The organism is Algoriphagus iocasae, assembly GCF_014206875.1.
In the GTDB taxonomy this organism is placed as follows: Bacteria; Bacteroidota; Bacteroidia; order Cytophagales; family Cyclobacteriaceae; genus Algoriphagus; species Algoriphagus iocasae.
Window position 1 is genome coordinate 930,579 of the sequence record NZ_JACIJO010000001.1, and the last position, 22,023, is coordinate 952,601.

The 22,023-nt window shown below is 38.4% G+C and carries 12 protein-coding genes; 9 read left to right on the forward strand and 3 right to left on the reverse strand.

The window, feature by feature from the left end; all coding sequences use genetic code 11:
* Window positions 1–200: 200 nt before the first annotated feature.
* Together FHS59_RS04020 and FHS59_RS04025 are read left to right on the forward strand one after the other, a co-directional pair.
* Window positions 201–1,445: an ABC transporter permease gene (locus FHS59_RS04020; RefSeq protein ID WP_184493273.1), complete on the forward strand. Its 1,245-nt coding sequence runs from the start codon at window positions 201–203 to the stop codon at window positions 1,443–1,445.
* Window positions 1,446–1,566: 121 nt separating this feature from the next.
* A complete protein-coding gene (locus FHS59_RS04025) occupies window positions 1,567–3,255 on the forward strand; it encodes a GMC oxidoreductase (RefSeq protein WP_184493275.1) in 1,689 nt (562 codons plus the stop codon).
* Window positions 3,256–3,287: 32 nt separating this feature from the next.
* On the opposite strand, the gene FHS59_RS04030 is transcribed toward FHS59_RS04025, so the two are convergent.
* Window positions 3,288–3,641 carry a DUF805 domain-containing protein gene (locus FHS59_RS04030; protein ID WP_184493277.1) on the reverse strand — a complete coding sequence of 118 codons (354 nt, stop codon included), beginning with the start codon at window positions 3,639–3,641 and terminating at the stop codon, window positions 3,288–3,290.
* A gap of 276 nt (window positions 3,642–3,917) precedes the next feature.
* On the opposite strand from FHS59_RS04030, the gene pnuC reads away from it, so the two are divergent.
* Complete coding sequence (gene pnuC / locus FHS59_RS04035) at window positions 3,918–4,544, forward strand: nicotinamide riboside transporter PnuC (RefSeq protein ID WP_184493279.1); 627 nt, start codon at window positions 3,918–3,920, stop codon at window positions 4,542–4,544.
* Window positions 4,522–5,595, forward strand: coding sequence for an acyl-CoA dehydrogenase family protein (locus tag FHS59_RS04040; protein ID WP_184493281.1), 1,074 nt, complete (start codon window positions 4,522–4,524; stop codon window positions 5,593–5,595). The genes pnuC and FHS59_RS04040 overlap by 23 nt, the downstream gene beginning before the upstream one ends.
* Window positions 5,596–5,607: 12 nt before the next feature.
* Here FHS59_RS04040 and FHS59_RS04045 read toward each other — a convergent pair whose 3' ends face one another.
* Both FHS59_RS04045 and mtaB read right to left on the reverse strand, forming a co-directional pair.
* Window positions 5,608–7,620: an alpha-amylase family glycosyl hydrolase gene (locus tag FHS59_RS04045; RefSeq protein ID WP_184493283.1), complete on the reverse strand. Its 2,013-nt coding sequence runs from the start codon at window positions 7,618–7,620 to the stop codon at window positions 5,608–5,610.
* A 127-nt stretch (window positions 7,621–7,747) separates the two neighbouring features.
* On the reverse strand, window positions 7,748–9,067 hold the full coding sequence (gene mtaB, locus FHS59_RS04050; RefSeq protein ID WP_184493286.1) for a tRNA (N(6)-L-threonylcarbamoyladenosine(37)-C(2))-methylthiotransferase MtaB: 1,320 nt from the start codon (window positions 9,065–9,067) through the stop codon (window positions 7,748–7,750).
* A 232-nt stretch (window positions 9,068–9,299) separates the two neighbouring features.
* Here mtaB and FHS59_RS04055 point away from each other — a divergent pair, with 232 nt between their 5' ends.
* From FHS59_RS04055 to FHS59_RS04075, 5 genes are all read left to right on the forward strand, one after another.
* Complete coding sequence (locus FHS59_RS04055) at window positions 9,300–11,462, forward strand: glutamine synthetase III family protein (RefSeq protein ID WP_184493288.1); 2,163 nt, start codon at window positions 9,300–9,302, stop codon at window positions 11,460–11,462.
* A gap of 436 nt (window positions 11,463–11,898) precedes the next feature.
* Window positions 11,899–15,216, forward strand: coding sequence for a SusC/RagA family TonB-linked outer membrane protein (locus tag FHS59_RS04060; RefSeq protein ID WP_184493290.1), 3,318 nt, complete (start codon window positions 11,899–11,901; stop codon window positions 15,214–15,216).
* A 28-nt stretch (window positions 15,217–15,244) separates the two neighbouring features.
* Entirely contained in the window at window positions 15,245–16,831 is a 1,587-nt protein-coding gene (locus FHS59_RS04065; protein WP_184493292.1) for a SusD/RagB family nutrient-binding outer membrane lipoprotein, read from the forward strand.
* A gap of 408 nt (window positions 16,832–17,239) precedes the next feature.
* Window positions 17,240–20,311, forward strand: coding sequence for a SusC/RagA family TonB-linked outer membrane protein (locus tag FHS59_RS04070; protein WP_184493294.1), 3,072 nt, complete (start codon window positions 17,240–17,242; stop codon window positions 20,309–20,311).
* Window positions 20,312–20,313: 2 nt separating this feature from the next.
* Entirely contained in the window at window positions 20,314–21,912 is a 1,599-nt protein-coding gene (locus FHS59_RS04075; protein ID WP_184493295.1) for a SusD/RagB family nutrient-binding outer membrane lipoprotein, read from the forward strand.
* The last annotated feature ends 111 nt before the right edge of the window (window positions 21,913–22,023 follow it).

Consider the following 22,023-nt stretch of genomic DNA (forward strand, 5'->3'; position numbering starts at 1 on the left):
TGAAACCTTTGATGAATCCTACGATCCTTTCCCTGAGAGTTCCGTAGAAAAAAATTGGATACCAATAACACAAAAGAAGTAAAACCAATAAAATGGATAGGTTAAATATTGATAAGGAATTAACTATTTGAAAGTTTATTGCTATACTTAAAATTGATTTTTAAAGAATATTAAAAAACCTGTTCCAATTCGGACGATTTATGAATTTGATCGAAAATATACGAGAGGCTCTCAACTCTGTAAAAGTAAACTTACTTCGAACTGTTTTGACAGGGGCGATTATCGCCATTGGAATCTCCTCTTTGGTGGGAATGCTTACAGCTATCGACGGGATTAAAACCCAGATTGCAGATAGTTTTTCAGGATTAGGTGCCAATTCATTTGATATCCGAAATAAGGGGTACTCAGGTGGTAGAGCCATCCAGCAAGGTGTTACCGAAAAGACCTATCCAAAAATTACATTTCGTGAGACTCAGACATTTAAGACAGAATATAGCTCTATCGGAGCAGCTACTGTTTATACACGAGTAGCAGGTGCTGCAGAATTGAAAAGAGGTTCCAAAAAAACTGACCCAAATACAAGAATTACTGGGGCTGATGAAAACTATGCGAATATTAAGGCAATGAAAATCGAGAATGGAAGAAATTTCAGTAATCTCGAAGTTCAGCAAGGAAATAATGTTTGTGTGGTGGGAACTGAAATAGTTTCGACCCTTTTTGAGCCAAACGAAGATCCAATTAATAAGAAAATCACTGTATTTGGTAGACCTTATGTGATTGTTGGAGTTTTGGAAAAGCAGGGTGGAGTAGGTCAAGATCAAGGTGCTGATCGACAGGTGATTATTCCGATAGAGAACGCCAGTAGGCTGGATAGAACAGGTAATTTTAATTACAATATCACCGCATTGAGTTCTGATGGTACTAAAATAGAATATGACATGGGGCAGGCGACTGAGATTATGAGAAAAATCCGTCAAGACCGTGTTACAAAAGAAGATTCATTTGATTTGACAAAAAGCCAATCCGTAGCAGAAAGTCTTGAGGAAGTAGCAGGTTATTTAAGAATGGGAGGTTTTGGAATCGGGTTTATTACCCTATTGGGAGCTTCCATTGGTTTAATGAATATCATGCTGGTATCGGTGACTGAAAGAACACGTGAAATTGGAATCAGAAAAGCATTGGGAGCTACTCCTTTGAGAATCCGTCAGCAATTCCTCCTTGAGGCAATTATGATCTGCGTTTTAGGTGGATTAATGGGAGTAATATTAGGGATCGCGATAGGCAACCTGATTTCTTTGGTCATTGGTGTTGGAGGATTTTTGATTCCTTGGTTATGGATGTTTGTGGCATTTTTGATCTGTATTATTGTTGGGCTTCTTTCAGGATATTTTCCAGCTTTCAAAGCCAGTAAAATGGATCCAATCGAATCCTTGAGATACGAATAATCAATAAAAATACATCTAAGAAAAGGCCTCCAATTGAATTTTTGGAGGCCTTTTGTTTTTTATCCTAAAATCAACATTCTATTTTTTATGGATTTGTAAGAGATAGCATTATTTTCCAAAGATGAAAAGAAATGAATTTGATGCGATCGTAATTGGCTCAGGAATCAGTGGAGGATGGGCTGCGAAGGAGCTTTGTGAAAAGGGTCTGAAAACATTGGTTTTGGAAAGAGGAAGAGATGTGAAGCATCTTCAGGATTACCCTACGATGACCTCCAATCCTTGGGAAATGCCTCATAGAAATACGATTCCTCGTGAGGACAAAATCAAAAATCCTGTTGTCAATCGCTGCTATGCCTATAAAGAAGATACCGAGCACTTCTTTGTTAAAGATTCAGATCATCCCTATGTTCAGGAAAAACCATTTGATTGGGTCAGAGGCTATCAAGTAGGAGGGAAATCATTGATATGGGCCCGCCAAACCCAGCGATGGAGTAAATACGATTTTGAAGGTCCTGGCAGAGATGGCTTTGCTGTGGATTGGCCGATACGATACGACGACATTGCTCCTTGGTATAGTCATGTGGAGCGGTTTGTAGGGATTAGCGGGAGTTATGAAGGATTGGATACTTTACCGGATGGTGAGTTTTTGAAGCCTTGGGAAATGAATTGCGTGGAAAAAGAGATTCAAAAAAGAATCAAATCTGCCTATCAAGATCGGGATGTAATCATTGGGAGATGTGCTCATTTGACTGAGCCAAAAGAAGTTCATCTTGCACAAGGAAGAGGACAATGCATGGCTAGAAACCAATGCTATCGAGGATGTCCATTCGGGGGTTATTTCAGTTCCAATTCGTCCACTCTTCCATTTGCGGCAGCCACGGGAAATCTAACTCTTAGACCTGACTCCGTTGTTCATTCCCTAATCTATGATGATCAAAAAGAGAAAGTAACAGGTGTAAGAATTGTAGATCGTTTGACTTTGGAATCAACAGAATACTTTGCAAAAGTGATTTTTGTGAATGCCTCTGCATTAAACTCTAATCTGATTTTAATGAACAGTGTTTCCAGCCGATTTCCTAATGGTCTCGGAAATGATTCTGGAGTTTTGGGGAAGTATATCGCATTTCACAATTATAGAGGTTCAATAGGTGCTTCTTATGAAGGATTTGAAGACAGTTATTATTATGGAAGAAGACCGACAGCTGTGATGATGCCCAATTTCCGAAATGTCAAAAAGCAGGAAATGGACTTTTTGCGGGGATATATGACTTTTTACACTGCTGGGAGAGCTGGGTTTGGACATGCGGACATGCCTTTTGGTGCAGATTTTAAAGAAGCTAATACGAAACCAGGACCTTGGTCAGTATATATGATGATGCAAGGAGAAACTATTCCAAAAGAATCTAATCAAGTTACTCTAAGTGCTGATCAAAAAGATGCTTGGGGAATTCCTTTGCTGAAAGTAAATGTAGATTACGATTCAAATGATGAATTGATTTTGAAGGATTTCTTTGTACAAGGAGAAGAAATGCTGATCAAAGCCGGTTGTCAAAACATTCGAACATCGGACAGCAAACAATCTCCAGGTCTTGACATTCATGAAATGGGAGGAGTTAGAATGGGAAAAGATCCAAAAACGTCACTTCTCAACGATTTCAATCAAATGCATTTGGCACCGAATGTTTTTGTGACTGATGGAGCTTGTATGACTTCGACGGGTACACAAAATCCCTCTATCACCTACATGGCATTAACTGCCAGGGCGGTAGATTATGCAGTAAATGAATTAAAAAAAGGGTCGATTAAATAAGACTGAATTGAGTTTCAAACTTAATGGAAAATTTAGATTAAATCTGTTTTCCTTGGGTCTGGACCATATTCATTAGGCCCGTCTTGACCTTTTTTAGCAGCAAGCCAAATAAAACCAATAAAGTTTACTGGGGGCGGAATTAATAGGTAAAGTGCATATTTCCAATCCATGCCGATATCATGAAATCGTTTTATAGCCTGAATCAAAAGAACAACAATTGATGCAATCAGGACTATTGTGAAGCTGAAAAATGTCGGCCAAGCTTCTTGCTGATAAGATTGCCACATCATCATCAGGCTCAAAATATTTGTGAAATAAAAGAATAAAAAAAGCACCAAATATTTTCTCCTACTGATTCTTCCCTCTGGTTTAAATATCTCATTCATAACTAGATAACAAGTTCGATGGATAATTGTTTAAACTTATAGAGAATTCAGGTTGATCGGAAACAATAAGTTAGTGAGAATCAGTTTGGGTACTTTTCAGGTATTAGGGGAAGTATTTTTATATATTAGCAGTATCAAATAAGGGGTGCCCAAAATTTACGGGCTGAGATCATACCCATCAGCAAGCAATTGCTGAGCACCTGATCCGGGTAGTGCCGGCGTAGGGAATAGATTAATTGTTCTCCCTTTTTTGAATAATGATTACTAATTATTCAAATGGAAAATTTTATTGAATTCGATCTGCTTTGGCAGCAGATTCAAGCTACAAGTCTACTCGAATGGATTGCAGTAGGCTTTGGCGTCACTGAAGTATTATTAGCTAGAAAAATCAATGTTCTGCTTTATCCAGCCGGTATAGTAGGGATTTTGTGTTCCTCCTTCCTGCTAATTGATGCGAAGCTTTATGCAGAAACTTTGCTTCATGGCTATTATTTGGTGATGAGCATTTATGGCTGGGCAATGTGGAAAAACCGATCAGCTTCAGGTGCCGGGCAAATATCTAAAAGCACCATTCATGACCAGAAAATCACTTGGTCTATTGCTCTTGGAGGATGGGTGTTTTTATACTTTGCCTTAAAATATTTCACTGACTCCGATGTCCCAATTTTAGATGCATTTGTATCTGCAACTGCTTGGGCAGGAATGTGGCTTTTGGCTAAAAGAAAGCTTGAAAACTGGATTTGGCTGAATGTTTCCAATCTGGTTGCTATTCCTTTGCTTTTCCATAAGCAACTCATCTTAGTTTCATTTTTAACCCTTTTCCTTTTTGTGGTGGCTATTTTCGGGTACCTGGATTGGAAAAAAGAATTAGAAAACCGCGATGCGAAATTCAGAACTATTTAATCACCAGCTCGCTTCTAAAGCCGAATCCATTGGGAAATTACCAGAGGAATGGCTTTCTGTTATCTATGAGGAAAAGTGGTTCAAGCTGTTTGTCCCTCGGGAACTGGGAGGGCTGGGTTTACCTCTAAAGCAGGCTTTAAAATATGAAGAAAGCCTAGCCAGATTAGATGGTAGTTTAGGATGGACCATTACGCTTTGTGCAGGTGCGGCTTGGTTTGTTGGCTTTATGGAAGAATCTATTCGAAATGAATTTTTCACGAGAGAAAACCTTTGTTTGGCTGGAAGTGGTTTTGTTGGTGGAAAAGCGGATCAAATAGGAGAGAGATATTTGATCTCGGGAAGTTGGACCTATGCTTCTGGGGCTCTTCATGCGACGCATTTTACTGGGAATTGCGAAATCTTTGAAAATGGAAATGCGGTTCTAAATGAAGAAGGTAATCCCATTATCAAGGCTTTTATTCTTAAAAAAGAGGAAGTTCAGATTCTCGATGGATGGAACTACATGGGAATGATTGCCACGGGAAGTCATGCCTTCAAAACCGAAAACCTCCATGTTTCGAAGGATCGATGTTTTGAAATCATTCCAGAGAAAACAAGCCTTCCAGATCCGATTTATAAATTCCCATTTCTGCAATTTGCCGAGGCAACATTAGCGGTGAACATCCTTGGTATTTCATTCCATTTAATGGACTTAATAGAGGAGTCTTTTTGGAAAAGGCATGAATATCGAAAATACGATAAAAAGCATCAGCGATACTTTTCCGAACTGTTGAAAGACAATAGAATAGAAGTCAAAAAACATAAGAAGCAATTCTACAGACAAATAGAAAAGGCTTGGGTTGAGTTGGAAAAGGAAGGGCAAATCTCTGATTCCAGACTTAAGAAGATCAGTAAAAAAAGTAGACTTCTCACCTCAACTTGCAGGAGAGTAAATTCAGAACTATTTCCTTTTTCTGGATTAGAAGGAGCAAAAACGCAGACAGAATTGAATCGTGTTTGGAGAGATTTTAATACGGTGAGCCAGCATGCTTTGCTGATTTTTCCTTTTTGAACCCAGCTAGAATTAATCCACTTTCTTAAAAACCATCATAGTCCTATTAGGCACATAGGCTAATAGGCATTGGTTTTTATCTGTAGGGTAGTTGATTTTATTGTCTAGCCTTTCAAATCCCCCAAATTCCTTTTGATCTGAATTCAGTAAAATTTTGTAATTCCCTTCTTCCAAAACTCGAATCGCAAACCCAAAAAAGGAGGCCGTTGGATTAAAGGAAAAAACAAAAATCAATCCGGCTCTTTCGTAAGCCAAGATCTTTTTATCTGGGTCTAAATGAAGTTGAACAGCAGGTTTTGAGGCAAGAATATCATATTCATTTGCCAGCTGTATCATTTCCTTGTCCCATGCGTTCAGCTGTCCATAGCGTAGCAAAGGATCTTCAATCAATGACCATTGTCTTCGGGCATGCTGATAGCTCCAGTTGTTTCCTTCCCTTGGGAAATCAATCCATTCTGGATGTCCAAATTCGTTACCGATAAAATTCAAATAGCCTTCGCCTCCTAAGCTAAGGGTAATCATCCGGATCAATTTATGAAGCGCGATTCCCCGGTCGATGACCAGATTTTGCTCTAAAACTGACATGGAAAAATACATTTCCTTATCCATTAATCTGAAAGCGAGTGTTTTATCTCCTACCAAAGCCTGATCATGACTTTCTGCATAGCAGATTGAACGTTCTTTTGCTGGACGATTGGACAGTTGGTGCCAAAGCTCAAACATGTCCCATTCTTCATCTTGCTTGTGTTTCAGGGTTTTGATCCAATAATCGGGAACGCCCATGGCCATCCTGAAGTCAAAGCCAATTCCTCCATCTTCGATTTTTCTGGAAAGTCCAGGCATCCCGCTCACATCTTCTGCAATAGAAAGGCTGTCTGGTTTCAGATCATGAATAAGCTTATTTGCAAGTTGGAGGTAGACGATTGCATCTTCATCAACTTGGGAATTAAAATAAAGATCGACATTGTCAAAATCCATAAATAGACCATGATGTTGGTACATGATGGATGTGACTCCGTCAAAGCGGAACCCATCAAAGTGGAATTCTTCAAGCCAGTATCTGATATTACTCAGCAGGAATTGTTTAACCTCCCACTTGGCATAATCAAAAACCTTGGAATCCCAGCCTTCATGATATCCTTTTGCTCCAGGGTGAAAATACTGATGGTCACTTCCATCAAATTCATTTAGACCTTCATTTGTATTTTTTATCGCATGCGAATGAACAATGTCCATCACCACAGCAATTCCTAGTTCATGAGCTTTGTTAACAAGTGATTTTAGTTCTTCTGGAGTGCCAAAACGAGAAGTTGGAGCAAAGAAGTTTGAAATATGATAACCGAAAGATCCATAATATGGATGCTCCATAATGGCCATCATCTGAATGGTATTATATCCAGCCTCTTTTATTTTAGGGAGGGTGATTTCTTCAAATTCCTGATAAGTCCCGACTCCCAGCTTTTCCTGTGCCATCCCTACGTGGCATTCGTAAATCAATGGTTGATGAAGGCTTCTGGATAGCGAAAAGGATTGATCTGTCCAATTAAACTCCTTCTCGAACCAAAGTTGCCCGGCAAAGTCATGACTTTTTTCATCCTGAATAGCTCTCCTTATATAAGCGGGTATTCGGTCCAGTTTTCCATTGGCTCCAATGACGTGGACCTTTACTTTACTTCCATGTACAAATCGATCTTTGTATTCATCAAAGGGAAGAAAGATTTCCCAATCTCCTCTCGGACTTTTCTTCATCGGGTGAGAAGTCCTATCCCAATTATTGAAGTCACCAAAAAAATAGAGTGCCTCTGCAGCAGGAGCCCATTCCCGATAAACCCAACCTTTTCTCCAGGCTTCAAAGTGAATTCCATAAAACTCATGGTTTCTGGCAAACTCTGTGATACTGCCGCTGAAATTTTCAATTTCTTTTAAAGAAGCTTGAAATCTATGGTATCTATCAGAGATTTTTGGAGCATAACTCTCCAGCCAAGGTTCGTCTTTTACCAAATTCAGTTTTTCAGGTTCTTTCACAAAAATATCATTTAGCCCTGCTGAATTTATAAAAATTGAATGGGTTACAATGCATCAAAAAAAAAAGAGCCAAGAATATTCGAAAAGAACATCCCTTGGCTCTGAAATTCCTTGTGATTATTAAGCTTTAATGCTTTTCGTAAATCATTTCAGGTTCGATGACTTCTACATTTCCAGATTCATTGATTCTGTCCAGTGTAACCATTTTTACCTCGTTGATTAACATTGGATCATACTTGGCAGCTACACGAATGTAATTTTCTGTAAAGCCGTGTATTTTTCCATCCTCAATATCTTCTTCAAATAAAACGGAGAAGGTTTTGCCTAGATTTTCTTCGTAAAACTTCCTTCTTTTTTTCTCAGAAAGTATTCTGAGCATTTTGGATCGTTCATTTCTCTTTTTCATCGGCACGATTCCATCCATCTCTACCGCTCTTGTATTAGCTCTTTCTGAATACGTGAAAACATGTAAATAAGAGATGTCTAATTCATTGAGAAAATTATAAGTCTCCAAAAACAATTCGTCTGTTTCGCCTGGAAAACCAACAATTACATCCACACCTATACATGCATGGGGCATCAACCCTTTGATTTTACTCACGCGATCCTCATATAATTCTCTCAGATATCTTCTCCCCATTTTTCGCAAAATGGTATTGGAGCCCGACTGAAGAGGTACGTGGAAATGAGGGACAAATCGCTTTGAAGTTGCTGCAAAGCTGATGATCTCGTTGGTTAATAAATTCGGCTCAATTGATGAAATTCTAAATCGATTGATTCCATCGACATCGTCTAAAGCATAAACCAAATCAGCGAAACGCTCATTTCGCTTGCCATCTACTATTCCAAAATCTCCGATATTGACCCCAGTAAGAACTACTTCCTTTACTCCTGAATTTGCTATTTCTTTTGCTGAAGCGATGACACTTTCGATGGTATTACTTCTGCTTTTGCCCCTTGCAAGTGGAATCGTACAAAAAGCACATCCATAATTACAGCCGTCTTGCACCTTTAAAAAGGTACGGGTTCTATCATTGATAGAGTAGGCATTATTATAGGTCGTGGCCTCCTGGATTTCTGATGCCAGTACTTTTGTTTCCTGAGCTTTCGCAAAATCATCCAAAAGCTCGATTAATCGGAATTTTTCTGCTGCACCTAGAACAGCGTCTACTCCCGGGATTTCAGAAATTTCTTTTGGTTTTAACTGAGCATAACAACCAATGATAGTGACATAAGAATTGGGAGAGATCTTTTTTGCTTCCTTTACTATCTTTTTACACTTCTTATCGGCATTTTCGGTTACTGAGCAGGTATTAATGATAAAAATGTCTGGATTTTCCTGAAAATCCACTTTTAAATACCCTTTGTCCTCAAACTGCCTGCTGATTGTGGAAGTTTCAGAGAAGTTCAGTTTACAACCTAGTGTATAAAATGCTACCTTTTTCACTTTTAGCTCCTTCTTTATGAGTTTGCAAAGGTAATTAATCTCTGGATGTTTTCAATTTTCTAATTTCAGAACAGAAAATCACTTTTTTGGACGAAATGGCGTCAAAAAGACCATGTGTTTTTGAAAAAACTGTAAATTTTTCAAAAAATGAGCTCAAAATTCAAGCATTTTCATTTTCGAGTCAGTATTTTTCTATTTTTGTGAGTATAATCTTAAACCACAAATTGTAGAAATGGCAACACTCAGACAACAAGCCTTGTCTATGGTGCAGGCTAGACAGCGAGTAGCTGTAAAAGCACCATCCACCAAAATATCAAATTATTTTGGTGAAAATGTTTTTGGAACAGCGCAAATGAAAGAGTCTTTGGCTCCATCTGTTTACAAAAAAGTAATGGAGGCAATTGACAAAGGAAGCAAAATTGATGTTTCCACTGCAGAAGAAATTGCATCCGCTGTAAAAACCTGGGCCCTTTCTAAAGGTGTAACACATTATACACACTGGTTTCAGCCACTGACAGGCTCAACTGCTGAAAAGCATGATTCGTTTTTTGATGCGCTAGGTGGACTTGAGAAATTTAAAGGAAGTGCACTTGTACAGCAAGAGCCAGATGCTTCTTCTTTCCCTAATGGTGGAATCAGATCTACTTTTGAAGCAAGAGGATATACCGCTTGGGATCCTTCATCTCCGATCTTCATTTTTGAAAACACACTTTGTATCCCTACCATCTTCGTGTCTTACACTGGAGAGGCTTTGGATTACAAAACTCCATTGTTGAAATCAATGGAAGCTATCAACGAAGCAGCGATCAATATCTGCCAGTTGTTTGATAGAAACGTGAAAAAAGTATTCCCTTCTTTGGGTGTTGAGCAAGAATATTTTGTGATTGATAAGGCACTTTTCGCAGCAAGACCAGATTTGGTCATGGCGGGAAGAACTGTTTTCGGTCATAGCCCAGCTAGAGGTCAGCAATTGGATGATCATTACTTTGGATCAATCCCAACTCGCGTAAAAGACTTTATGGTGGACTTCGAAATCGAAGCTCATAAATTGGGTATTCCTGTAATGACCAGACACAATGAGGTTGCTCCAGGTCAATTCGAGGTTGCTCCTTTGTTCGAAGAAATCAACAAAGCAACTGATCACAACCAGTTATTGATGGACGTGATGGAGAAGGTAGCTGAGAGACATGATCTTAAAGTTCTACTTCATGAGAAGCCATTTGCTGGAGTAAACGGTAGTGGAAAGCATAACAACTGGTCTCTAATCACTGATACTGGCGTTAACTTATTCCAGCCAAGCAATTCTGCAAGAGAGAATCTTCAGTTCTTGACTTTCTTGGTTGCTACAATCAAGGCGGTTTATGATCATTCTGATCTTTTGAGAGCAAGTATTGCCTCTGCAGGTAATGACCATAGACTTGGTGCTAATGAAGCTCCTCCTGCTATCATTTCTGTATTCTTGGGTGCTACTCTTACTGAAGTATTGGATGAGCTTGAGAAAAACGGAAATATCAAGATCGAAAAAGGAGATAACATGTATATGAAATTGGGAATTTCTAAGATTCCTGAAATCATCCTTGACAATACTGATAGAAACAGAACTTCTCCATTTGCATTTACAGGAAACAAGTTTGAATTCAGAGCGGTAGGTTCTCAAGCTAACGTGGCTGGTCCAATGACTGCATTGAACGTAATCGTAGCAGATGTTTTGAAAACGATGGCAAAAGACATCGAAAAAGAAATGGCTGCTGGTAAAGAGAAGAAAATTGCAATCGTTAATGTTTTGAGAAAATACATTAAGGATAGCAAAAAAGTAAGATTTGAGGGAGATGGATATTCAGAAGCTTGGGCTAAAGAAGCTGAGAAGAGAGGTCTTTCTAACCTGAAATCTACACCTCAGGCACTTGATGTGTATAATACAAAAGCAACAAAAGAGCTTTTCGAAAGACATAATGTAATGAACCACATTGAGGTACATGCACGTCACGAGATCATGCTTGAAAACTTCATCAAGAAAGTTCAGATTGAAGGTAGAGTAATGGGAGATTTGGCATTGAATCACATTATCCCAACTGCTATCCTTTACCAAAACAAAATGATTCAGAATGCCAATGGTCTGAAAGGTCTAGGTTTGGATCATACTGCCGCGGTAGAGACCATCAAAGAAGTTTCTAAACATATCGAAGCATTGAAGTCTAATATTACTGCAATGATCGAGGCAAGAAAGAAACTTAACAAAGAAGAAGATATCGTGAAGATGGCCAAAGGTTATCAAACAGATGTTAAGGAAGCTTATTTTGACAAGATCAGATATGCTGTAGATAAATTAGAACTATTGGTAGACGATGAGTCTTGGCCATTAGTGAAATATAGAGAAATGCTGTTTTTGAGATAATATGCTCTGAAAACTAGCTAGTTAAAGCCTCTCAAGAAATTGAGAGGCTTTTTTTTTGACTTTTCATAAATTTTAAAAACTCCCATAAATCGGAATGAAATTTTCTGTATGGGGGTGGTTAATAAACAAAATATTGTATAGCAATCTTAGTAGATGTCTAAAATAAATTTTATTCTGAAATACTTTTTTAAAAAATTTAATTATTTACCCTCTTTTTAATAAAAAATATTATTGAATTGTTTTGAATGGATTATGAAATTTTTAGATTTACTGCATCGACTTGTATTTGCAATGTTGTTTTCAAAAATTTTTGAAAGCTAAATGACACATAATCAGTCCTTTTGTGAATAAATAGATCTTAAAGATTTGTTAATAACTAAAGCTTTTGCAGGTCAGTCAATAAACTCATTTATTTTCTAATCATTAATTATTTACTATGAGAAAAGTTCTATCAATTGCTTTCGCTCTGGTGATGATCTTAAGTGCCGCGACTTTGGCACAAGGTCAGCAAAGAGTTTTGAAGGGAGTTGTGACAGCTTCGCCGGACGGAGAGCCGATGCCGGGTGTCACAGTTTTGGACAAAACGAACCAGACGGGTACCACCACTAATATAGATGGTGAGTATTCTATTAATGTCGGACCAAATTCGGTTTTGGTATTTTCTTTTATTGGTTTCGCGCCTCAGGAGGTTACGGTTGGGAATCAATCTGAGATTAACATTTACCTAGAGGAAAATGCCAGCGAACTTTCAGAATTTGTGGTAACAGCCTTTGGTATGGATAAAAAAGAGAAGTCTTTGGGTTATGCTACCAGCACGGTAAATGCAGCTGAGCTTACTAAAGTAGGAACGCCAAACGTAGCAACAGCACTTTATGGTAAAGCTCCAGGTGTAAGAATCCAGTCCGGAGCAGGTGGGGCTACTTCTGCGGTGAATATCACTGTCAGGGGGCTAAACTCCATTACGGGAAATACTCAGCCATTGATCATTATGGACGGGGTTCCTATTCGAAACGAGAACGTTACCAATAACAACTATTGGGGTGATCAAAGATTGAGAGGTAATGGTCTCTTGGATATTAACCCAGAGGATATTGCAAACATTTCTATCTTGAAAGGTGCATCTGCAGCAGCTCTTTATGGTTCTGAAGCGGTAAATGGGGTCGTTTTGATCACTACTAAAAAAGGGAATTCTGGTAAAAAAGGATTTACTGTTGACTTTAGCGCTAACATGGCAAGAGATGAAATCGCTTACCTTCCTCGTTATCAGAATGTAAGAGGTCCAGGGGGGCCAAGCCATGTTTTTTCTTTGGGTCAGCAAGATGATGGTTTTATTACTTATGCGGACGGTTCTAGAGGTTTGCCAAATACTTCTATCAATTTCGGTCCTGAGTTTGATGGTCAGCCAACCAAATCTTGGGATGGTGAAATCAGACCTTATGTGGCTCAGAAAGACAACTACGCTGCCTTGTTTAACAATCCTTTGAGTTCTTCTGTAAACGTGGCCATTGCCAACAGTACTGATATATCTGACTTCAGATTCTCTTTGACTCGTCAGGATAACGAGGCCTTGAGTTTGAACTCAAAAAACAATAAGAATATCGCCAACTTGAATGCTTCTTTCAAAATAAGCAAAAAGTGGAAAACCGATATAATGGTAAACTATGTGAACCAGAACACCACCAACAGACCTTACTCTATTGACCGTATGATCAATAATTTTAGCGGTATGATGTCTAGATTTGATAATGGTGCTTGGTACTTGGACAGATATCAAACCAGTCGAGGTTATAGATTTGTGACAGGAACAGGTCAGAGTTTAACTCCAGATGAAAATATTGTATACAATGGCTTTATGGGTGACATTGGTGACTATGTATGGAGAGTGAACAAACATAATCTTGATGAGACTTCTAATCGTGTGATCGGAGTATTGACAAATACCTATCAGATCACGAATGATTTGAGTTTTAGAGCTAGAATCTCCAATGACTTCACTTCTAGATATACAGAGGATAGAAGAGCAACTGAAAGACCTTTGGCTTTCGGGAATTCGGGTTACTTCGGTATGCTTTCTGAAAACTTCAGCATCCTTTATGGGGATTTGTTTTTGAACTACACTAAAAGTTTATCAGAAGATATCAGCATTAGTGCATTGGCAGGTTATACAGCGACCAAAGAGACCAATAGTAGCACAGGTAGAAGTACCAATGGTGGCTTGAGTAGTGAAAACTTATTTGACTTGGTTGCTTCTAATAATATCGCAAACAGTAGCTCAAATAGATTTAATAGAGTGATTGATGCTTTCATTGGCACAGTGAATTTTGATTACAAAGGGTTTTGGTTCTTAGAAGGTACTGTTCGTAGAGATAGAACGTCTACCATGAATCCTCAAAACAATGCATTTGTATATCCCTCTGTAAATACGAGTTTGGCAATCTCTGATATGGTTCAATTGCCAGAATTTATCACTTTCTCAAAATTGAGAGGTTCTTGGGGTATTGTAGGTAACTATCCAGCTGTATATAGAGCAAACATTGCCTATAATCAAAACACCCTAGGTGTGCAGCAAGATGGAGGTTCGTCAGTTTTGTATACTGTAATTCCTAATTCTTTTGGAAATGATGGAATCAGACCTGAACAAAAGCACGAATTTGAAATCGGTATGGATACTCGCTTGTTCAATAATCGTTTGGGACTAGATATCTCTTATTATAATGCGCAGATCCGTGACCAGATCCTTCCACTGACTCTTCCAGCAACCAGTGGTGCTGGATCAGTTTTGACCAATATCGGTACATTGAGAAATAAAGGGATTGAATTGGCCTTGAATTCCACAATCATGCAAAGCGGAAGTTTTGTTTGGGACATGACCTTGAACTTGGCAAGAAACGTGAACACAGTTGAGAAATTGGCTAACAATGCAACTGAACTCCTTCATGCTGACTATGATGGTAACGCAGCACAGTTGAGATCTGTTGTAGGTCGCCCTATGGGAGATCTATTTGCTCACCCGATAGAAACTGACGCCAATGGAAATAAAATTGTGCAGCCAAACGGTTTGTATAAGATCGATGCCAATAATTGGAAAAGAGTAGGTAACTATAATCCAGATTTGGTAGGTGGTTTTATGAATAACCTATCTTATAAGAACTTCAACTTCTCTGCACTGATGGACTTCCAGGTAGGCGGATCTGTAATGCCTACTGGTATCAATTGGATGATCTCACGTGGTTTGACTGAAGAAAGTACCAAATATAGAAATGAGGAGACTGGAGGATTGGCATATTACCAAAATGCAGATGGTAAAGGAGTACAAGTGGATCACTCCACTGCGGCTGGTCCTAATGGAGAAAAAGTTTACCATGATGGTATGTTGATGGACGGTGTGAATTCTGATGGTCAGGCTAACACCAATGTAATTTCTCAAGCATTGTACTACCAAAGAACGTATAACTGGGGTGGTCCACAGTATTCTGAGTCAAGATATGAGTTGTATATCGAGGACAATACCTACTTGAAAATGAGAGAGCTTACACTAGGATACACTATTCCTAACAGCCTTACTCAGAAAATCGGTGCTAGCAATGTGAACATTTCCGTATTCGGAAGAAACTTGTTCTTCCTATATAGAAATATCAAGGACCTAGATCCTGAAGTATTGACCGCAGGTTCCAACTGGACTCAGACCATCACAAGTGCTGGTACTAACCCTGCAACCAGAACCGTTGGTTTCATGCTAAGAGCTAAATTCTAATTTAGGGCCCAACTAATCCAAAAAGAAAATGAAATTTAAAAGTTTATATATAGGCTTAATTGTAGCTGCTTCTCTAGTAAGCTGTACAGTAGAGGACTTTGAAGAAAATTACACAGACCCTTCAAAGCTCGCCGAGACTACCGTAGGAAAGCAATTCTCTGGGATGTTTTATACCAATAGAGCTTACGTTTTTCCTAGTTACGATGATTATTTTGTCAATCACCGTATCAACTCGAATAGGTTCACTCAAGCAATCGGCTGGGTTAATGCTGAAAACCAATACGTACCAGGTTCCTCTGCGAACAATAACATTTGGAATAACTATTATCAAACTTTAGCTCAATATAGAGAGATCGAAAAAGTCTATGCAGGTCTTTCTGAAGCTGCAGCTGCAGATCAAAGAATTTACATGATCGCTGCTAAGACTTTCATCTATGATAAGACCCAAAAGATGATTGATATTTATGGGGATATTCCATTTACAGAGGCAGGGAAGCTTAGCCAAAATGGTGGAAATTACAATTCTTCTTATGCGACATATGATGATGCGGAGATGCTTTATTCAATGATGCTTGATGATTTAGCAGCAATGGCAGATGAGATCAATAATATTAATGTCAATTCCGGGGTACTGGTAGAGTTCAGAACGCAGGATTTGATTAACTCTGGAGATTTAGAACTTTGGAAAAAGTATATCAATTCACTCAGACTTCGAATGTTGTCTAGGGTGAGCAATACAGGGACTTTCTCTTCCAGAGCCAATACTGAAATTGGTGAAATTTTAAACAATCAAGGTACTTATCCTGTGGTTACTTCAAATCAAGATAATGTCCAATGGGATGTTTACGCATTGGGTACTATTCTTCCAGCGAACACATTCCAGTCTGGTTTAGAAGATTGGAATGGCAATATTGCTGGAAAGACCATTTTGGACCACATGTTGAATAATGATGATCCTCGATTGACTTATGTGTTTGAGCCAGGACTAGAGGCTGAGCCAGATTATTATATGGGTTTGGACCCATTGTTGAATGGTTCGGTACAAAATGAAATGGTGCTTACTGGTACTTTGACCATTTACAATAGATCTACGATTTCCAGAAATCAATATTTCCCTGGATTATTGATCACAGCTCCTGAAGTTTACTTCTTCGCTGCAGAATATTATTTAAAAAATGGTCAAGATGCAATGGCTCAGGCTGCTTATGAAGCTGCTGTAGCTACTTCTACGGATCTTTATGTGTATTTGAGAGGTATTTCAAATAATGGTGATTCGCCAGCTGCTGTAGTTCCAACCGTGGGAGATATTGAGGCTTATTTGGCTCAGGATGCAGTTTCTTGGACTGCTGCTGGTTCGAATGATGCAAAATTGAAATTGATTGCTGAGCAAAAATGGTTGCATTTCAACGTGATCAATCCGAATGAAAACTGGGCTGAAATGAGAAGATTAGATCTCGTAGACTTGGAATTCTGGGTAGATCAGTCAAATCAGCAGGGCTTGCCTCCTTATAGATGGAATTACCCAGGGTCTGAACAAACGTATAATACTGAAAATTATGCGGTAGTTCAGCCAAATGACAAGTTGACTAATAGCTTGTTCTGGGACATGAACTAATCAGGTTCAGATTAAATAAATATAAACCTCTCAAGAAATTGAGAGGTTTTTTTTATCTATTGTTTCAAAAAGAATATTAAACTGTTTTGAAATTATCTTTTGAAAAATGGTTGATAATGAAATTATTAATTAAAAAAATAATAGTTTCATTAGAAACATTTTTAAAAATATTGTTTAATCAAATTTATTTTAAATAAAAAATTAATCAATTGCTTTTGGATTAATTTGTGAATTATCTAGATTTACTCACTAGACGGTGGGTTTTGTTTTGATTGACTCATTAAGTGCATGAAAATCATTTTTCGTTTTTCAATGGTAAAATTTTCAGGTTTAACCTGCGAATTTTAAAAATAAGAGTTCAAAGAATTCAATTTAAAATCAATTATTTCAAATCATTTATTACCAACTATGAGAAAAATTCTATCAATTTCTTTCACTTTGGTTTTGATGCTTGGGGCCATAGCCCTTGCGCAAGGTCAAAGTAGGGTCTTGAAAGGAGTTGTGACAGCTTCGCCGGATGGGTTACCCATGCCAGGTGTCACAATTTTGGACAAGAGCAATCAGACCGGTACTACCACAAATATTGATGGTGAGTATTCGATTTCTGTAGGACCAAATTCAGTTTTGGTTTTTTCGTTTATAGGTTATGCTACCCAAGAAATTACGGTAGGTAATCAAACGGAACTAAACATCAACTTAGAAGAAGACGCAAACGAACTTTCTGAAGTGGTAGTTACCGCTTTGGGTATCAGTAAGGAAAAGGAAAAATTGGGTTATTCCTTAACTGAAGTTGATAGTGAGTCATTGACAAAAGCACGCGAAACTAACGTGGCGAACTCCCTGGCTGGCCGAGTAGCTGGCTTAGTAGTTAAAGGAACCAGTTCGGGACCAGGTGGTACTTCAAAAGTATTATTGAGAGGTGTTCCAAGTATTAACGGTTCAGGTTCTCCATTATATGTGATCAATGGTGTGCCAATGGATAATACACAAAGAGGTGGATCAGGTCAGTGGGGTGGAAGTGATAATGGTGATGGTATCGGTAACCTTTCACCAGATGATATCGAAACGATGACAGTTTTGAAAGGTCAAGCAGCTTCTGCCTTATATGGAACTCGAGCTTCCAATGGTGTGATTTTGATCACGACTAAATCAGGAAGCAAAGGTGGTGATTGGAGTGCAAGTTATAATTTGAATTACATGGTGGAAAACCCTGTAGATTTTACTGATTTCCAGAATCAGTATGGTCAAGGTACAGGAGGTCAAAGACCTACTACCGCAACAGATGCTCAAACTACAGGTAGATTAGCTTGGGGAGAGCGAATGGGAGGTAACGTAATTGGATTTGATGGGAATCAATACCCTTATTCACCAACCAATGATGGTTATTTAGATTTCTATAGAACTGGATCCAATTTTACTAATACTGTTTCAGTTTCTAAAGGTTTGGGTACAGATGGATCTTTCAGAATGTCGGTTTCTAATCTTGATTCTAAATCGATCGTTCCAAATAGCGGAATGGATAGATTGAGCTTAAACCTAAATGTAGATCAGAATATTACAGATAAGTTGAATGTTACCGCAATGGTAAATTACATTGACCAAAAATCAACTAATATTCCGTTTCTAAGCGATGGTCCAAAAAATCCAAACAACTTCTTGTTCTTGGCACCAAATATTAGCCAGAGCATTTTTGCTCCTGGATTCGACGCTGCAACAGGTGCTGAAACTGTGTTTAGTGATGATATCTATGTGACAAACCCTTATTTTATTGTCAATCAAGGAATTAACGATCAGGGAAGGAAAAGAACTATATCTGCTTTGTCTACTAAGTATAGCTTTACTAAAGATATCTATGCCATGGTCAGAATCGGAAATGATGTTTCTAATGATGACTTCTACAGCATCGATCCTTATGGGTTGGCATATTCGGCAAACCTTCAAGGTAACTTGAACTCCAGAGGTCAATCTACTAGATCAGAATTGAACATTGATGGTATTTTTGGAGCAAAAGTTAACCTGACAGAAGGAATAGAATTAGATGCATTAGTAGGTGGTAACATTCGGAAAAATAAATTTGAGTCTGTAAGTGTTGGAGGTAGTCGATTTGTATTGCCATACCTCTATTCACCTTTTAACGTTGAGGCGTTTTCTAGAGGATATTCCTTCTCGGAATTGGAAGTTCATTCAGGCTTTTATTCTCTTGACTTTGGAATCAAAGATTTCTTGACTTTATCCACTACTGGTAGATATGATGTTTACAGTACATTGACTAGTTCAGTTTCTGATGATAATAGTATTTTCTCTCCATCAGTATCTGCGGCTTTTCTTTTCGATAAATTCTTGAATATCCCAGCAATGGACTTTGGTAAATTCAGAGCTTCTTATGCTGTTACGAGTGGTGATCCAGGAGTTGCTTATAGTAATCAGTTATATTACTCCTCTGCAAATTCATATGCTGGTGTTCCCGCAGGATCTGCTCCAACTTCATTACCAAACCTATTCTTAAAACCATTTACGACGGATGAAATAGAGCTTGGTTTGGATATGAATTTTTACAACAATCGATTAGGTTTTGATATTGCTTATTACACAAAAACCACTCATAACGAAATCATGAATGCGAGTTTAAGTATAGCTTCCGGTTTCAGCAGTGCAGTAGTAGCGACTGGTTCGATTCAAAACAAGGGGATTGAAATACTATTAACTGGTAAGCCAATTCAAAATCAAAACTTTACTTGGACTTCGTCATTTAACTTGACGAATGTGAAAAATGAAGTATTAAGTACTGACGAAAATAATGGCCCAATTAATCTTGGACAAAATAGAGCAACCCTAGGAAATGCCGTTACAGCTTTCGTAGTAGGAGAGGCAGGGCCACAAATCAGAGCTTATGACTATGCATACAATTCTGATGGAAGTATTCAAGTCGATGAAGCAGGACTTCCGGTTCGCGGTGAATTGATCAATATGGGCACTGTTCTTCCGACGCTTTATGGTGGATGGAATAACGAATTCAATTTTAAAGGAATTTCATTCTCTTTCTTGATTGACTACAATTATGGAAACAAGGTGCTTTCAGCAACTGAGTTTTATTCCACTTTCAGAGGTTTGAATAAAGTGACCTTAGAAGGAAGAGAATCAGGTGTAACTACGGGAGGAGTAACAGCTCCAGCTCAAGCATACTATCAGGCTTTAGCTCAGAATGTTACTAGTACATCAGTAGTAGACGGTGACTTCATCAAATTGAGACAATTGACTTTGGGATACTCCTTACCAGCTAGCTGGTTTGGAAATACTCCTGTAATAAAAGGTTTGGATATTTCATTTGTTGCTAGAAATCTGGCATATCTAATGAGAAAAGCCAAAAATATTGATCCTGAAGCAAGTTTTGGTTCTAATATCAATTTTGCTGGTATTGAAGGAACTGCCCTTCCTAGTACAAGATCGTTTGGTTTTAACCTGAACTTCAAATTGAACTAACAATGAAAAAATATTTAAGTATAATTTTATCGGGGTTGTTTTTGACTGTTGCAAGTTGCGATGGTGACTTCGCTGATATTAACACTGACCCTAATAGTGCCGATGGGAATGTATTTGATCCAAATTTGATTTTGCCGACAGTTTCTTATAATTATGGCAATATGATGACTGGTTATACAGGTGCAATTCTGTTCCAGAGTATGTGGATCCAAGCGATGGCTTCAACTTCAACTGGTGGAGCAAATTACTATTCCAACGCGGATAAATATGTGGCCTCAGGTAGTACAAACAGCTACATACAAAGTGTTTGGAATGATGGTTTTGCCTCTTCTTCAAGAGTAAATCAAATGCAAAGTTTGGCAATGGACAAAGGTTTTACCAACCTAAGTGCAGTAGGCCAGATATGGAAAGTTTTGACTCTATCTTTTGTATCAGATGTTTATGGTGATATTCCTTATTCTGAGGCATTAAAAGCTGATGAGGGAATTACGCAACCAAAATATGATTCTCAGTCTGAGGCATATATGAGCATGTTGTCCGATTTGGAGGCTGCTTTGAGTACTTTGGGCTCAGGTAGTGACCCTATCAAAAATGATGTGCTTTATGGTGGAGATATCTCCAAGTGGAAAAAGCTTGGTTATTCCATCATGTTGAGAATGGCAATGAGATTGGTTGATGTCGATCCTTCTACTGCACAAACATATGTTACAAAAGCACTTGCAGGTGGTGTATTTGCTTCTGCAGCAGATGAAGCTGTTTTGGTTTCTGATCAAAACAATGGATATGCTAATTCAAGTGCGAATGCCTTGAACGTAACAGATGATGTGTATGAAGTTCGTTGGTCTAAAAACATGATTGATTTCTTGAAGTCTACTAATGATCCTAGGCTTTCTATAGTTGCTGAGGTACCACCAGCTGGACTTGCGGCTAATAGAAATGGAAATGTCGTTGGTGATAAATCTCCAAGTGCTCAAATCGGTTTACCAAATGGATATGATTTAAAAGGTGGAGCAGACGATGTTTCAAATGAACCTAACTATCCAGGTCCTACAGGTTCAGGAGATGATGTAGCACCAATAGGGGCTTATTCTAGACCTACAGCAATTTATAGAGACAGAGATGCACCAGTATTTATCCTGACTTATGCAGAAGTTCAATTATTGTTGGCCGATGCAGCAGCAAGAGGTTTAAATGTTCCAGGTACTGCTGCTAGCTATTATGCGGCAGGTGTTGAAGGAGCTTTGATTTCTATAGGAAAATTTGGTGGAGGTAGTGTCTCTGCTGGAGATGCTGCTGCTTTTGCTGCAGCAAACCCATTGAACACAAGTAGCTCTGCTGCTTCTTTGAAGATGATAAATGAGCAAATTTGGGCAACAACAAGTTTGTTGGCAAACTTTGTGGAATCTTGGAATAACTGGAAAAGATCTGGTTACCCAGAGTTGACTCCTGTCAACTACACCGGAAACTTCTCAGGAGGCCAGATTCCAAGAAGACAGCTTTATCCTGCTTCAGAAAGTACTACTAATCCAGAAGGATTGGCAGGTGCAATTGCTAATATGGGTGGTGACACTTGGGTGAATTCTGTATGGTGGGATAAATAATTCCTAAAGAATAACATATTTCATAGATAGATTACCGGAAGAGGTTTTGATTCATATCAAAGCCTCTTCTTTTTTTAATCGTTTTGTTTCAGATTTAGTGCTTTTCATCTT

Coding starts and splice junctions, on each gene's coding strand:
- FHS59_RS04020 (WP_184493273.1), top strand. CDS start 201: ATGAATTTGATCGAAAATATACGAGAGGCTCTCAACTCTGTAAAAGTA.
- FHS59_RS04025 (WP_184493275.1), top strand. CDS start 1,567: ATGAAAAGAAATGAATTTGATGCGATCGTAATTGGCTCAGGAATCAGT.
- FHS59_RS04030 (WP_184493277.1), bottom strand. CDS start 3,641: ATGAATGAGATATTTAAACCAGAGGGAAGAATCAGTAGGAGAAAATAT.
- pnuC (WP_184493279.1), top strand. CDS start 3,918: ATGGAAAATTTTATTGAATTCGATCTGCTTTGGCAGCAGATTCAAGCT.
- FHS59_RS04040 (WP_184493281.1), top strand. CDS start 4,522: ATGCGAAATTCAGAACTATTTAATCACCAGCTCGCTTCTAAAGCCGAA.
- FHS59_RS04055 (WP_184493288.1), top strand. CDS start 9,300: ATGGCAACACTCAGACAACAAGCCTTGTCTATGGTGCAGGCTAGACAG.
- FHS59_RS04060 (WP_184493290.1), top strand. CDS start 11,899: ATGAGAAAAGTTCTATCAATTGCTTTCGCTCTGGTGATGATCTTAAGT.
- FHS59_RS04065 (WP_184493292.1), top strand. CDS start 15,245: ATGAAATTTAAAAGTTTATATATAGGCTTAATTGTAGCTGCTTCTCTA.
- FHS59_RS04070 (WP_184493294.1), top strand. CDS start 17,240: ATGAGAAAAATTCTATCAATTTCTTTCACTTTGGTTTTGATGCTTGGG.
- FHS59_RS04075 (WP_184493295.1), top strand. CDS start 20,314: ATGAAAAAATATTTAAGTATAATTTTATCGGGGTTGTTTTTGACTGTT.